Here is a 573-nt window from a genome sequence, read left to right on the forward strand (position 1 = left end):
CACTGGCCGAGGCCGATTGGGACACCGCGCCCGAACTGCCCAGCAGTTTCAGAGAGGCGGTTCGTGCGGCGTTCAACGGCGCGATCATCTACGCAGGCAAATACACCCCCGAGCGCGCCGCTGCGGCAGTTGAGGCAGGTTGGGCGGATTTGATCGCTTTCGGCCGTCCATTCATTGCCAACCCCGACTTGCCGGCGCGTATCGCTAACGGTTGGCCGATGAACCCGCTGGATGCCAGCAGCATGTATGGCGGCACCGAAAAGGGTTACATCGACTACCCGGTGTACGCGCACTGAGTCGGCGTGCGTGCACGGCCGTGGCGTGCACGCAGCCAGCACCGACAAAGTATCGTAAGATCGCGAAAACCCATTACCTGCCGCGGATATGAGCATAGACATCAGTGAAGCGCTGAAGGCCCTGGATAACCCCACACGCCTGGCCATTCTTACCCTGCTGAAGGACCCGAAGACCAACTTCCCCGAGCAGGAAGCCGATCCCGAACAGCTGGGTGTCTGCGTCAGCATCATCCAAGAGCGTGTGGGGTTGTCGCAGTCCACCGTTTCGAATTACCTG

General features: G+C 60.9%; 2 pseudogenes. Both read left to right on the forward strand.

The features are described 5' to 3' along the window. Positions 1-296: pseudogene (locus CXQ97_RS21130) on the forward strand (alkene reductase); the annotation flags it as partial. Between the two features lie 88 nt (positions 297-384). Beyond that, positions 385-573, forward strand: a pseudogene (locus CXQ97_RS21135) (helix-turn-helix domain-containing protein); the annotation flags it as partial.

The sequence above is a fragment of the Arthrobacter sp. B0490 genome (assembly GCF_002929355.1).
GTDB lineage: Bacteria > Actinomycetota > Actinomycetes > Actinomycetales > Micrococcaceae > Arthrobacter_D.